The organism is Staphylococcus sp. HGB0015 (assembly GCF_000411275.1).
Classification (GTDB): domain Bacteria; phylum Bacillota; class Bacilli; order Staphylococcales; family Staphylococcaceae; genus Staphylococcus; species Staphylococcus schleiferi.
Genome location: NZ_KE150417.1, coordinates 1,039,273 through 1,052,547, shown reverse-complemented (window position 1 = coordinate 1,052,547; position 13,275 = coordinate 1,039,273). Strand labels below are relative to the sequence as shown.

The following is a 13,275-nucleotide window of genomic DNA, read 5'->3' as shown; positions in this document are numbered from 1 at the left end:
ATGGATAATCCAACACTGTTTGATCAAACCTATGTAAAAGGGACAGTTGAAATGATATTGTTCCAAAATAACGAAAACTACTATACAGTGCTGAAAGTCGATGTACAAGATTCAAATGGCGACTTCGATGACATGGTCACAGTCGTTGGATATTTTCCAAATATGGTCGAAGATGAAACGTATTTATTTAAAGGAAGCGTTGTCCAACATCCAAAGTATGGTAAACAGTTAAAAGCTGAAACTTTCCAGAAAGAAATTCCACAAACTAAAGATGCGGTAATTGCATATTTATCAAGCGACTTATTCAAAGGTATTGGTAAAAAAACAGCAGAACTGATTGTCGAAACAATCGGAGAAAATGCAATTAATGAAATATTGAAAGATAATCAAGTCATCGAAAAGGTTCCAAAACTTTCTAAAAAGAAGCAAGAACAAATTGTGCAGCAAATTATTACCAATCAAGAAAGTGAACAAGTGATGATAAGCCTCAATGAATTAGGATTTGGATCAAAATTAGCGATGGATATTTATAAATTTTATCAACATGAAACGCTTAATGTACTAGATCAAAATCCTTATCAATTGGTTTACGATATCAAGGGAGTTGGTTTTCAAAAAGCGGATCAACTTGCACAGCAATTAGGCATTCATCCGAATCATCCTGATCGTCTAAAAGCCGGGCTATTATTTTTAGTTGAAGAAACTTGTATTAAACAAGGGCATACGTACTTACCACAAGAGGCGCTTATCAATGAGACCATACAACTTCTTTCTAAAAATGAGGGTGAAGACATTCGTTATGAAGCCATTGAAGACATCATGGTTCAATTGACTGAAGAAAAAAAGTTAATAGAAGTTGATCACATGATTGCCATACCAAGTCTATATTATTCTGAAATTAAAAGCACACAAAATTTATTCAGAGTTTATAGTCATAATGAAGCACTGACGCAATTTGAACGTTCAGATATTCAACTGCATATTGGTGAAATCGAAGAGATGAATGAAGTCCATTATGCTACCTCTCAAAAAGAAGCGTTAGAATGTGCAATCAATCATAAAGTTATGTTATTAACTGGTGGTCCGGGAACAGGGAAAACAACGGTTATTAAAGGTATCGTTCAACTTTACTCAGAGATTCATGGTGTGTCTCTTGATTATGATGATTACCATGATAACGACTATCCAATTGTTTTAGCAGCACCAACGGGACGTGCGTCGAAACGATTGCATGAATCAACAGGCTTAGAAGCCATGACGATACATCGTTTAATAGGTTGGAATCAAGAAACGAAGCCGGATGATATTTTGGATAATGAAATTAATGCCAAACTAATTATTATAGATGAGATGTCTATGGTGGATACGTGGTTATTCCATCAATTTATGGCTGCCGTGCCGTTAGATGCACAAATCATTTTCGTTGGGGATGAAGACCAGTTATCATCCGTTGGTCCGGGGCAGGTTTTTAAAGACCTTATCGATTCGAATGTGCTACCTAGAATTAATTTAACTGAAGTATACAGACAACAAGAGGGTTCAAGTATTATAGAACTTGCACACAAAATGAAACTAGGTGAGCCTGTTGATATTACCCAGCGTTTCCATGATCGTTCTTTTATACCCTGTAGTACCGAACAAATTCCTGACGTCGTTGAAAAGGTTGTAAATAATGCAGTACAAAAAGGTTATACGATGGCTGACATTCAAGTTTTAGCACCTATGTATAGAGGGAACGCTGGTATTAAAAGATTAAATCAGATTTTACAATCCATTCTTAATCCAGTTCAAGATAAGTCTAAGCGAGAAATTGTATTTGGTGATGTGATTTATCGTAAAGGCGATAAAGTATTACAACTCATCAACAGACCGAACGACAATGTTTTTAATGGTGACATTGGCATCATTGTCGGCATTTTTTGGGCGAAAGAAAATGCCCTTAACAAAGATGTCGTTGTCGTAGATTATGACGGTAATGAAATCACTTATATGAAATCAGATTTAACAGAACTTACACATGCTTATTGTACCTCTATTCATAAAGCGCAAGGCTCAGAATTTCCGATTGTTCTTATGCCCATCGTCAAACAATATTATCGAATGCTTCAAAAGCCGATTCTTTATACGGGATTGACACGGGCTAAACAATCTCTTGTATTTTTAGGTGATTCAGAAGCTTTCAATATGGGGCTAGCCACAGAAGGTAAGGCACGTTTAACACAATTACATTCATTTTTAACGCAATATTTTAATAATGACACTGAAGAATATAATCAAGACAATCAAGAGGACTTACCAATCGAATTGACCGAAGCAACCATGTTTAAAATCAATCCTATGATTAATATGGGTGAAGTCACACCATACGATTTTCTTGAAATTGACAAAGCTTAATTCTTTTTTATATAATCATATTAAGTTCACGTGCATAGCCGAGTAGGTGTTAATCGACTTTTAAAGAGACGTACTGTTGCTGGAAAAGTACGAGTCGATACATTGAACGCTACTATGTATCATTAATAATAAAAACAAAGAGTGATAGTATGGATACATGCTGTAACTAGGGTGGTACCGCGAACATTCGTCCCTTTCTGCGACGAATGTTTTTTTGTATTTATGAAATGAGGAGTTGTAAAGATGAAAAACTTAAAAGCAAGTGACATTAGACAAATGTATATTGATTTCTTTGTGGAAAAAGGGCATATGGTTGAACCATCAGCTCCCCTTGTACCCATTGATGACGATTCCCTGTTATGGATTAATTCAGGGGTAGCCACTTTGAAAAAATATTTTGATGGCCGTGAAATACCAAAAAAGCCACGTATCGTTAATGCACAAAAGTCTATTCGTACAAATGATATTGAAAATGTAGGTTTTACAGCCCGTCACCATACATTTTTTGAAATGCTTGGAAACTTTTCAATTGGGGATTACTTTAAAAAAGAAGCGATTGAGTTTGCTTGGGAGTTTTTAACGAGCCCGAAATGGATGGCAATGGAACCTGAAAAACTTTATGTGACAATTCATCCCGAAGATACGGAAGCATATGATTTATGGTCTAATCTTATAGGTTTATCGGAGGATCGTATTATCCGAATTGAAGGAAATTTCTGGGACATTGGGGAAGGACCATCTGGACCTAATACTGAAATATTTTATGACCGTGGAGAAGCTTATGGACAAGATGATCCAGCTGAAGAAATGTATCCTGGTGGAGAAAATGAGCGTTATCTAGAAGTATGGAATTTAGTGTTCAGTGAGTATAATCATAATAAAGATCATACTTATACACCACTACCAAGTAAAAATATTGATACCGGCATGGGATTAGAGCGTATGGCATCGATTTCCCAAAATGTACGCACAAACTATGAAACAGACTTATTTATTCCAATTATTGCAGAAGTCGAAGCTGTTTCAGGAAAAAAATATCTCGTTAATGCGCAACATGATGTTGCATTTAAAGTGATTGCAGACCATATTCGTACGATTGCTTTCGCTATTTCTGATGGCGCACTTCCAGCGAATGAAGGACGTGGTTATGTATTGCGTCGTTTATTACGTCGTGCGGTTCGATTTAGCCAGTCATTAGACATCAATAAACCTTTTATGTATCAACTCGTCGACATTGTGGCAGAAATTATGGAACCTTATTATCCAAATGTTAAAGAAAAGGCAGATTTTATTGCGCGTGTCATTAAATCTGAAGAAGAGCGTTTTCATGAAACGCTTGAAGAAGGTCTTTCTATACTTAATCAGTTCATTAGTACTGCGAAAGCATCAGATCGTATCATCAATGGTGAAGATGCTTTCAAATTATATGATACGTACGGTTTCCCAATCGAATTAACAGAGGAAATTGCCGTAAACGAAGGCTTGCAAATTGATATGGATGCATTTGAATCTCATATGGATGCCCAACGTGAACGTGCAAGAAAAGCGAGACAAAATAATCAGTCAATGCAAGTTCAAAGTGAAGTCTTAAAAGCAATTAAAACACCAAGTCAATTTTTAGGATACGAAACATTTGAAACAGACGCAGTGATTACTGATATTATTTTAGATGGGGCACGTGTAAGTTCTGCAGATGCCGGTGAAACAATCCATTTTATTCTAAATCAAACACCGTTTTATGCTGTTAGTGGTGGACAAGTTGCTGATAAAGGTGTGATTACAAATGACCATTTCGAAATCGCAGTTACAGATGTGATTAAAGCGCCTAATGGGCAACACTTACACACAGGTATTGTTCAATTTGGCGAAGTACAAGAATCAGCAAATGTTACAGCTAAAGTGAACAGCCAAGCGAGAAAGGCGATTATGAAAAACCACAGTGCAACGCATTTACTACATGCTGCATTAAAAACTGTATTAGGTGAACATGTTAATCAAGCAGGTTCACTTGTGGATAGCGAGCGACTTCGCTTCGATTTTTCACATATTGCGCCTATGACACAAGAAGAAATCGAACGTGTAGAACAACTCGTTAATGAGGAAATTTGGAATAGCATTAATGTAGATATTCAAGAAATGAATATTGAAGATGCAAAAGCCAAAGGCGCTATGGCACTATTTGGAGAAAAATACGGTGATGTTGTTCGTGTTGTTGATATGAGTCCATTCTCAATCGAACTCTGCGGTGGAACACATGTGAATAACACTTCAGAAATTGGTCTCTTTAAAATTACAAGTGAGTCCGGAACAGGTGCGGGTGTCAGACGCATTGAAGCCGTTACAGGACAAAAAGCATTCTTGTATTTAGAACAATACCTCGCGCGCTTTAATGAAATTAAATCTTTAGTCAAAGCAAAATCAGATGAACAAGTTTCAGAAAAAATTGAGCAATTACAACATAATGAAAAAGAATTACAACGTACGATTGAAGAAAAAAATAAAGCACTCAACCAACTCAAAATGGGCGATATTAAGAGCCAAGTTGAGCAAATCAATGAATTCCCTGTATTAATTACAGAAGTTGAAGTTGATAATGCAAAAGCAATTCGAACAACAATGGATGATTTTAAATCCAAACTTCAAGATACGATTATCATTTTAGCAAGTGATGTTGGAGGCAAAGTTTCATTGATTGCAACAGTGCCAAAACAATATACAGATCGCGTTAAAGCTGGCGACTTGATTAAACATCTTGCACCTGAAGTAGGTGGTAAAGGTGGCGGTCGTCCGGACATGGCCCAAGGCGGCGGTACACAACCTGAAAAGATAACAGAAGCATTACAATTTATTAAAAACTATATTAAATCCTTATAATGCAATTAGGTTTCATGTAAAATGGAAGTGTAATCTATTATGGTTTAAGGAGTGTTAAAACTATGGCAAATTTTGATAAAACAATGAAATTCAACTATGAAGATATTCCAAAAGAAAACGTCGAAACGGTTTTAAACAATGTCTATCATACCCTAGAAGAACGTGGTTACAACGCTGTCAATCAAATCGTAGGATACTTATTATCAGGGGATCCTGCTTATATACCACGTCATAATGAAGCGAGAAATCAAATTAGACACATCGATCGCGATGATATTATGGAAGAGCTCGTCTCTTATTATTTACAAAACCATAATAAGAAAGACCATGCTTAAACATAAAATTATTGGGTTAGATGTAGGCAGTCGTACTGTCGGCATCGCAATTAGTGATCTAATGGGATGGACAGCACAAGGTTTAGATACACTCCAAATTAACGAAGAAGAAAATCAGCTCGGGATTGAAACCTTAATTGACATTGTTAAAAAAGAAAATGTGGGTACTGTAGTCATTGGGTTACCAAAAAATATGAACAATACAATCGGATTTCGAGGAGAAGCATCATTAAAATATAAAGAAGCTTTAGCTGAACAAATGCCAGAGTTAGAAATTGTGATGTGGGATGAGCGATTAAGCACGATGGCAGCTGAACGCTCACTCCTTGAAGCTGATGTATCAAGACAAAAACGCAAAAAAGTAATTGATAAAATGGCGGCTGTATTCATTTTACAAGGCTATTTAGATAGAATTAATTAAGGAGAGCTAAAATATGACAAACGAAAACCATAATCAAGAAATAGAAATTAAAAATGATGAAACGTTATTAACACTCTATGATGAAGAAGGTAATGAAGTTCTTTATCGTAAAATGTTAGAATTTTACCACCCTGGATTTGAGAAAGAATACGTGATTCTAGCTGAAGAAGGCGCACAAGCGGATGACGATGACTTAATCGAGCTTGTACCGATGATTAATGAGCCTGATGAGTCTGGTGAAGGTGGGCGTTTCTTACCTGTAGAAACAGATGAAGAATGGGACATGATTGAAGAAATTGTCAACACAAATATGGAAGATCCTGAAGTTTAGTCTCGAAGTTAAGTATAGAGAAGCTCAATTTTGATATATAAAAAGTAAATGCAAAACCTTTAATTGATTAGATTAAGGGTTTTGCCCTTTTTTGTTATTGGAGACGAATCAAGCTCAGAATGCACATGAATAAAATATGAAATAAGAGCCATAGGTAAGGATTTTGCTGTTTACCTACAATTCAATTCTGTGATAAAATATGTAGAAGTGATTTTGATGTATTGAGCTGTTTGACTTTATCATTTATATACTTTTTTCATATAAGATATGAGTCAAAGTTAGATTAATATGTGGAAGAAGCGAATTAATAGCTCAATAATACTAAAACATTAAATGTATTTACGATACATTTATATATGACACCTGTGTTCAAAAAATCAGTCCAGTTAGACTGGTTTATTTTTTGATAAATTTTAGATTAATGTTAAAAGGAAGTTAACATAAATGGAAGATAACAACCAAAACTATCTTTTAAGTTTGCAAAATTACGACAGTCCAATAGACGCATTACGTAGCATTGCTGAAAAGAACAATGTACCGATTATCGATCAATTATCATTAGATTTGATTAAGCAATTGATTCGAATTCATAATTCTAAACATATATTAGAAATAGGGAGTGCTATTGGCTATAGTGCTATGCAATTTGCTTCTGTTAATTCTGATATTCAAATTACAACAATTGAGCGTAATGAAGCCATGATACAAGAAGCAAAAGCAAACATTGAAAATTTAGGATACCAGTCTCAAATTCGATTGATTGAAGCAGATGCCACAGGCGCATTGGAACTTGTAAATGATCAAAGTTATGACATGATTTTTATAGATGCAGCGAAAGCGCAATCCCAACGATTTTTTGAGCTTTATAGTCCACTGCTTCGTGAAAAAGGTGTTATTATAACAGATAATGTTTTATATCATGGTTTTGTTGCCAATATTGATGTAGTAAAGAGTCGAAATGTTAAACAAATGGTTAAAAAAGTACAAAAATATAATGCATGGTTGAGTCAAAGAGAAGACTACTCAACCAATTTTGTTCACATGGATGATGGTTTAGCCATTTCAATAAAGGAGAGTAAAAATGACTGAATTATTAGTGACGCCGAAATCAATCGAACATATAAAGACACTTATTGATAAAGGGGCAGACTCCTTCGTAATCGGAGAAGAAAAATTTGGTTTGCGTCTGGCTGGTGAATTTAATCGTGATGCGATGCGTGAAGCCGTCAATATCATTCATGCGGCAGGGAAAAAAGCATATGCAGCTGTAAATGGCATTTTCCATAATTATCATATTCCTGCACTTGAAGATTATATTGAATTTTTGCATGAAATTAGAGTGGATCGCATTATTTTCGGTGATCCTGCTGTCGTGATGATTGTTAAACAGCAAGCCGAACCAATCCCTTTGAACTGGAATGCAGAAACATTGGTCACGAACCATTTTCAATGTAACTATTGGGGGAAAAGAGGCGCTAAAAGAGCCGTATTAGCTAGAGAATTGAGTCTTGAAGAAATCATCAATATTAAGGAAAATAGTGATGTTGAAATAGAAGTGCAAGTTCATGGAATGACATGTATGTTCCAATCTAAGCGTATGCTTTTAGGCAATTATTACACATTCCAAGAGAGACAAATGAAAATAGAGCGCCAAAATATCGCAGATGATGTGCAACTTTTACTTTACGATGAAGAACGTGAGAATAAGTATCCTGTTTTTGAAGATTACAATGGCACACATATAATGTCACCGAACGATATTTGCTTAATCGAAGAATTAGAGCCACTATTTGAAGCAGGTATTGATAGTTTTAAAATTGATGGTGTGTTACATGATGAAGCCTATATCAATACTGTGACACAACAATATCGAGAAGCTATTGATTTATACAACGAAGATCCAGAAGCGTATGATGATGAAAAATTTATGCTTGTAGAGCCAATTGAGGAAATTCAGCCTGAGCACCGACCATTTGATGAAGGTTTTTATTACAAGCAAACAGTCTACTAATTTATGGGAGAGATTAAAGATGAAGGTACTTGAAGAAGTTAAATCAGGTTCAAAACCTAAATTAAAAAAACCTGAATTACTTGCTCCAGCTGGTAATCTAGAAAAATTAAAAATTGCAATTCACTATGGTGCAGATGCTGTTTTTATAGGTGGCCAAGAATATGGTTTGCGTTCAAATGCTGATAATTTTACAATTGATGAAATTCGTGAAGGTGTTGAATTTGCAAATCAATACGGGGCAAAAGTTTATATTACAACTAATATTATTGCTCATGACGAAAATATAGAAGGTCTTGAAGAATATTTACAACAACTTGAATCAACAGGTGCTACAGGAATCATTGTAGCAGATCCACTCATTATAGAAACTTGTAAAAGTGTGGCACCAAAACTAGAAATCCATCTTTCAACACAACAATCATTAAGTAATTATAAAGCGGTTGAATACTGGAAAGAAGAGGGATTAGACCGTGTCGTATTAGCCCGTGAAACAGGCGCAATGGAAATGAAAGAGATTAAGGATAAAGTCGATATTGAAATCGAGGCCTTTATTCATGGCGCTATGTGTATCGCTTATTCAGGTCGTTGTACATTAAGTAATCACATGACTGCACGTGATTCCAATCGCGGTGGATGTTGTCAAAGTTGTCGCTGGGATTATGATTTGTTGACTGTCGATCAAAACGGTGAATTAGATGTCTATTATGATGAAAAAGGACAAGCAACACCTTTTGCGATGAGTCCAAGAGATTTAAAACTGATTGAATCGATTCCAAACATGATGGATTTAGGTATTGATTCATTAAAAATTGAAGGTAGAATGAAATCGATTCATTATATAGCGACTGTTGTTTCTGTATATAGAAAAGTTATTGATGCTTATGCAGAAGATCCAGAGAATTTCAAAATAAAACCAGAATGGCTTTTTGAATTAGATAAGTGTGCAAACCGCGATACTGCACCTGCATTCTTTAAAGGAACGCCGGGTTATGAAGAGCAAATGTTCGGCAATGAATCTTCTAAAAAAGCACCCTTTGATTTCGTCGGGTTAGTTCTTGATTATGATGAAAAAAGTCAAATCGCTACGATCCAACAAAGAAATCACTTTAAGCCAGGTCAAGAAATTGAATTTTTTGGTCCAGAAATTCAAACTTTTTCACAAATTATAGATAAAATCTATGATGAAGAAGGTAATGAACTTGATGCTGCGCGTCATCCATTACAAATTATACAAATCAAAGTAGACCAGCCAATTTATCCTAACAACATGATGAGAAAGGAAGTTTAAAGCATGGCAACAACGATAATCGGTATTGCTGGAGGATCAGGTTCAGGAAAAACTTCTGTGACAAACGAAATAATGAACAATTTAGAGGGCCACAGTGTTGCGCTGATGGAACAAGATTACTATTATAAAGATCAGTCACATCTCACTTTTGAACAGCGATTACAAACAAATTATGATCATCCATTTGCATTTGATAATGATTTATTAATTCAAAATTTAAAAGCGTTGCAGTCGGGACAAAGTGTCGAAGTACCGACTTATGACTATACGAAACATACACGTAGTGATAAAACAATTGCATTTCAACCTAAAGATGTTATTATCGTAGAAGGTATATTTGCGCTTGAAAACAAAGAACTACGTGATATGATGGATGTGAAAATTTTTGTCGACACAGATGCGGATTTGAGAATTTTACGCCGCTTAATTAGAGATACTGAAGAGCGAGGACGTACGATGAATTCTGTAATCGAGCAATATCTCAATGTCGTGAGACCAATGCATAATCAGTTTATTGAGCCGACGAAAAAGTTTGCTGATATCATTATACCTGAAGGTGGTTCTAATAAAGTTGCGATTGATATCATGACAACGAAAATTCAAGCGCTCGTTCGTAAACAAGATTAAATATATGTAAAAGGAAGATGTAAAATGGAAAACCAAAAACAATATCCAATGACGCAAGAAGGATTTGAAAAGTTAGAACAAGAACTCGAAGAATTAAAAACAGTAAAACGTCCTGAAGTCGTTGAAAAAATCAAAGTTGCGCGTAGTTTTGGTGATTTATCTGAGAACTCTGAGTACGATGCAGCTAAAGACGAACAAGGTTTTATCGAACAAGATATTCAACGTATTGAGACAATGCTTCGTCATGCTTTGATTATTGAAGATACAGGCGATAATCATGCTGTACAAATTGGTAAAACTGTAACTTTTGTTGAACTTCCTGGGGATGAAGAAGAAAGTTACCAAATTGTAGGATCGGCGGAATCAGATGCATTTAATGGTAAAATTTCTAATGAATCTCCAATGGCTCAAGCTTTAATTGGTAAGCAATTAAATGAAGAAGTGCGCGTTCCTCTTCCAAATGGTGGAGAAATGAACGTTAAAATTATAGATATTAAATAAACTTAGATGAATATAACAAGTAGGGCATTGGCATCTGAGTCGCTCTTTTAGAATTTTGAAGTGAACCAATGTCCTCAATCTCACCTTAGTGATTCATTTACATAAACTTGTTTTTTTTGATTCGGTGTATGGTTTTATCACCGTTTCTTTTTTTGAATTAAAAACTTTAAAAATAAATTTATTTAATTAAATTTGCATAACAACGCTTTGTAGCTATTTTTTAATACAACGCTTCATTGCGATGCACTTTTACAAAATGATAAAATGTAAATATGTAAGGGTTTTTATAAGGGGGGCTTTAATTGAATTTTCGTCAAATCAGTAAGCAATCGTTCATGATTTATTTTAAATCCGAAATAAGTGAAGATGTCTTTGAAAATGTTAATTTTGTTGTAGATTATCTTCGTTCAAAACACCATCCATATATACAAGAAGTTGTACCGTCTTATCGAGCAATTTTAGTTTATTTTGATGGCATACGTGTTAATTTTGAAACATTAGTTGAAGAACTTGAACTCAATCAACTGAAATATAATCATGAACATAACACACAAGGACAGCGAAGAATTATTAATTTGCCTGTGCTATATGGAGGGAAATGGGGACCTGACCTTGACGTCGTTGCCGCCCATAACCAATTATCAATCGAACAAGTGATTCAATATCATACTGAAGCATTTTATCTCGTTTATATGATCGGCTTTATGCCAGGCTTTCCGTTTTTAGGAGGCTTGAACGAGAAGCTCCATACACCAAGAAAAGAAGAGCCAAGAATTAAAATAAAAGCGGGATCAGTGGGTATTGCAAATAATCAAACAGGTCTATATCCATCAGATTCTCCTGGTGGATGGCAGATTATAGGTAGAACACCTATTGATGTTTTTAATCCTCATAGAAATCCTAAAATACTGTATAAACCGGGAGATAAGATAAAATTTTATTCCATTAATGAGGAAGAATTCTTGCATGTACAAAAATATATACAAAAAAATCAGCTAGATTATGATGAATGGGTGATGATTGAAGATGTCGATTAAAATATTAAAGCCCGGATTATTTACCACAGTTCAAGATATGGGACGTTATCATCATCAGTTTGAAGGGTATTCACCTGCTGGTGTACTAGATCGGCCGAGTTATGAAATATTAAATACTTTATTAGAAACGGAAAACCAACCCGCACTTGAAGTGACTATGATTGGACCTAAAATCAAGTTCTTAAGAAGAAATTTAATGGCATTAACAGGGGCACAATTTTCAGCTACTCTAAATAACGAGCCTATCCCTCACCAAACAGTGATTAAGGTAGAAAAGGGCGACATACTTGATGTAGGAAAAGTAGAAAAAGGAATGCGAGGCTATATTGGGTTTGCTGAAATATTAGATATCCCAAAAGTAGAAGGAAGCTATTCTACACATACGCGGACACGAATTGGTGGCTATAAAGGGCGTCAATTAAAAGAAAATGATATTTTAAAAACAAAGCCAGGCTTTATAGATCTCAGTTTAATCGGGCGTTCTAGTGACTATTCTAGTTTTAATAGAGCAAAACACTTACCGATTGGCATCATGGATGGACCACAACTTGAATCTTTTACAAGACGAACTATTAAGGAAATCGAGCAGTTTGAATTCAAAATTTCAGAAAGTTCAGACCGGATGGGCTATCGTTTAAAAGGGCAATCGATACAACCTTTCCAAAGTGCCGATATTATTTCTGAACCTGTTGCATTAGGTAGTGTTCAAGTGCCTAAAGATGGCAATCCAATTATTTTATTAAATGACAGACAGACGGTTGGCGGGTACACAAAAATTGGTACTGTCATTGATTGTGACATCGTTGATATTGCACAAAAACAGCCTGGAGAAACAATAAAATTTGAATGGATTACATTTAACGAAGCGAACGAAATCTTAGCGAGAAAGCGACGTAAGCTTGATGACGCAAAAGCTAAAATTCGTAAACAACCGCAGCGTTTCTTGAAAAACATTCGACCTACGCAGCAAAAAATTAAAACCGTTCTTAAAGGAGATCAATTACCATGGACTTAAAACAAATCGAACAAACATTAAATCTGTTAAATCATTACGGTGCAAAACACTTTAAATATAAAGATGATGACATTGAACTTGAATTGGACTTGTTTACAAATACAAACGGTCAATCATCTGAGCAATTTGATGCTTCTCCATCACCAGTACCTCAAAACACAAATGAGAATGCGCAAAAGCAAGAAGAAAATGAATCAAAAGCGATTCGCTCACAAATGATTGGAACTTTCTATTTGCAAGATGAAAAAGAATTAACTAAACCCGTTATTAAAGTTGGCGACAAAGTCAATAAAGGTGATATTATCGGCTACATTGAAGCAATGAAAGTGATGAATGAAGTTACAGCTGATGAATCTGGAGAAATCCAAGAAATCTTAATTGGCCACGGTGAGAATGTAGAATTTAATCAAGTAATTGTAACTTTAAAATAATGGGGGTGAA

Annotated in this window: 13 protein-coding genes; all 13 read left to right on the top strand. The window is 35.2% G+C overall.

Annotation, left to right across the window (positions count from 1 at the left end; all coding sequences use genetic code 11):
• The 13 genes from recD2 to HMPREF1208_RS04840 all read left to right on the top strand — a co-directional run bounded on the left by recD2 (nt 1) and on the right by HMPREF1208_RS04840 (nt 13,265).
• Complete coding sequence (recD2, locus tag HMPREF1208_RS04900) at nt 1-2,394, top strand: SF1B family DNA helicase RecD2 (protein WP_037559152.1); 2,394 nt, start codon at nt 1-3, stop codon at nt 2,392-2,394.
• A gap of 243 nt (nt 2,395-2,637) precedes the next feature.
• Complete coding sequence (gene alaS, locus HMPREF1208_RS04895) at nt 2,638-5,268, top strand: alanine--tRNA ligase (protein WP_016425250.1); 2,631 nt, start codon at nt 2,638-2,640, stop codon at nt 5,266-5,268.
• Between the two features lie 62 nt (nt 5,269-5,330).
• Nucleotides 5,331-5,603, top strand: a complete 273-nt coding sequence (locus HMPREF1208_RS04890; protein WP_016425249.1) for an IreB family regulatory phosphoprotein — start codon at nt 5,331-5,333, stop codon at nt 5,601-5,603.
• Nucleotides 5,596-6,024, top strand: coding sequence for a Holliday junction resolvase RuvX (gene ruvX, locus HMPREF1208_RS04885; RefSeq protein WP_016425248.1), 429 nt, complete (start codon nt 5,596-5,598; stop codon nt 6,022-6,024). The genes HMPREF1208_RS04890 and ruvX overlap by 8 nt, the downstream gene beginning before the upstream one ends.
• 13 nt (nt 6,025-6,037) lie before the next feature.
• Entirely contained in the window at nt 6,038-6,355 is a 318-nt protein-coding gene (locus HMPREF1208_RS04880) for a DUF1292 domain-containing protein (RefSeq protein ID WP_016425247.1), read from the top strand.
• A gap of 444 nt (nt 6,356-6,799) precedes the next feature.
• Nucleotides 6,800-7,444 (top strand): O-methyltransferase, encoded by a 645-nt coding sequence (locus tag HMPREF1208_RS04875; RefSeq protein ID WP_016425246.1) that lies wholly within the window; start codon nt 6,800-6,802, stop codon nt 7,442-7,444.
• On the top strand, nt 7,437-8,366 hold the full coding sequence (locus HMPREF1208_RS04870; RefSeq protein WP_016425245.1) for a peptidase U32 family protein: 930 nt from the start codon (nt 7,437-7,439) through the stop codon (nt 8,364-8,366). Before HMPREF1208_RS04875 ends, HMPREF1208_RS04870 begins: the two co-directional genes overlap by 8 nt.
• Before the next feature lie 19 nt (nt 8,367-8,385).
• The gene (locus HMPREF1208_RS04865) at nt 8,386-9,654 is read left to right on the top strand and encodes a peptidase U32 family protein (protein WP_016425244.1); all 1,269 of its coding nucleotides are present in this window, start codon (nt 8,386-8,388) and stop codon (nt 9,652-9,654) included.
• A gap of 3 nt (nt 9,655-9,657) precedes the next feature.
• Nucleotides 9,658-10,281: a uridine kinase gene (gene udk, locus HMPREF1208_RS04860; RefSeq protein WP_016425243.1), complete on the top strand. Its 624-nt coding sequence runs from the start codon at nt 9,658-9,660 to the stop codon at nt 10,279-10,281.
• A gap of 24 nt (nt 10,282-10,305) precedes the next feature.
• Complete coding sequence (gene greA / locus HMPREF1208_RS04855; protein ID WP_016425242.1) at nt 10,306-10,782, top strand: transcription elongation factor GreA; 477 nt, start codon at nt 10,306-10,308, stop codon at nt 10,780-10,782.
• 302 nt (nt 10,783-11,084) lie between these two features.
• Entirely contained in the window at nt 11,085-11,819 is a 735-nt protein-coding gene (gene pxpB, locus HMPREF1208_RS04850; RefSeq protein ID WP_016425241.1) for a 5-oxoprolinase subunit PxpB, read from the top strand.
• Nucleotides 11,809-12,834: a biotin-dependent carboxyltransferase family protein gene (locus HMPREF1208_RS04845; RefSeq protein WP_016425240.1), complete on the top strand. Its 1,026-nt coding sequence runs from the start codon at nt 11,809-11,811 to the stop codon at nt 12,832-12,834. The genes pxpB and HMPREF1208_RS04845 overlap by 11 nt, the downstream gene beginning before the upstream one ends.
• On the top strand, nt 12,825-13,265 hold the full coding sequence (locus tag HMPREF1208_RS04840; protein WP_016425239.1) for an acetyl-CoA carboxylase biotin carboxyl carrier protein: 441 nt from the start codon (nt 12,825-12,827) through the stop codon (nt 13,263-13,265). The genes HMPREF1208_RS04845 and HMPREF1208_RS04840 overlap by 10 nt, the downstream gene beginning before the upstream one ends.
• Nucleotides 13,266-13,275 lie beyond the last annotated feature (10 nt).